The organism is Mycobacterium kyogaense, assembly GCF_003254575.1.
GTDB lineage: Bacteria > Actinomycetota > Actinomycetes > Mycobacteriales > Mycobacteriaceae > Mycobacterium > Mycobacterium kyogaense.
Map to the genome: position 1 here is coordinate 1 of NZ_QJUA01000128.1, position 260 is coordinate 260.

The 260-nt window shown below is 60.8% G+C and carries 1 protein-coding gene; it reads left to right on the plus strand.

The features are described 5' to 3' along the window. On the plus strand, positions 1 to 182 hold a 182-nt coding region (locus DMB80_RS28455; protein WP_205539001.1), incomplete at its 5' end, for a hypothetical protein. Positions 183 to 260: the final 78 nt, after the last annotated feature.

Below are 260 nucleotides of genomic sequence, written 5' to 3' on the forward strand. Positions count from 1 at the left end.
GCTTCGCAGCCGCCTCGGTGATTGCTCGGCGCTCGGTCAACGTCAACCCCATCCACTGGGCCTACGCGCGCATTCCTGATGAGGCAACGACCCGCCCATTCGCGCGCATTTCTGATGAGTCAACGCGGTCGGTTGTGATGTCTCAGGACATCGGTGACAGTTCTGCATCAGGACTTCGGTGACAGTTGATGTGTCAGGACTTCGGTGACGGTCTGTCGGTTTTGGGGCGTGGGCCCCGTGGTCGACCGTTGCCGACGTAT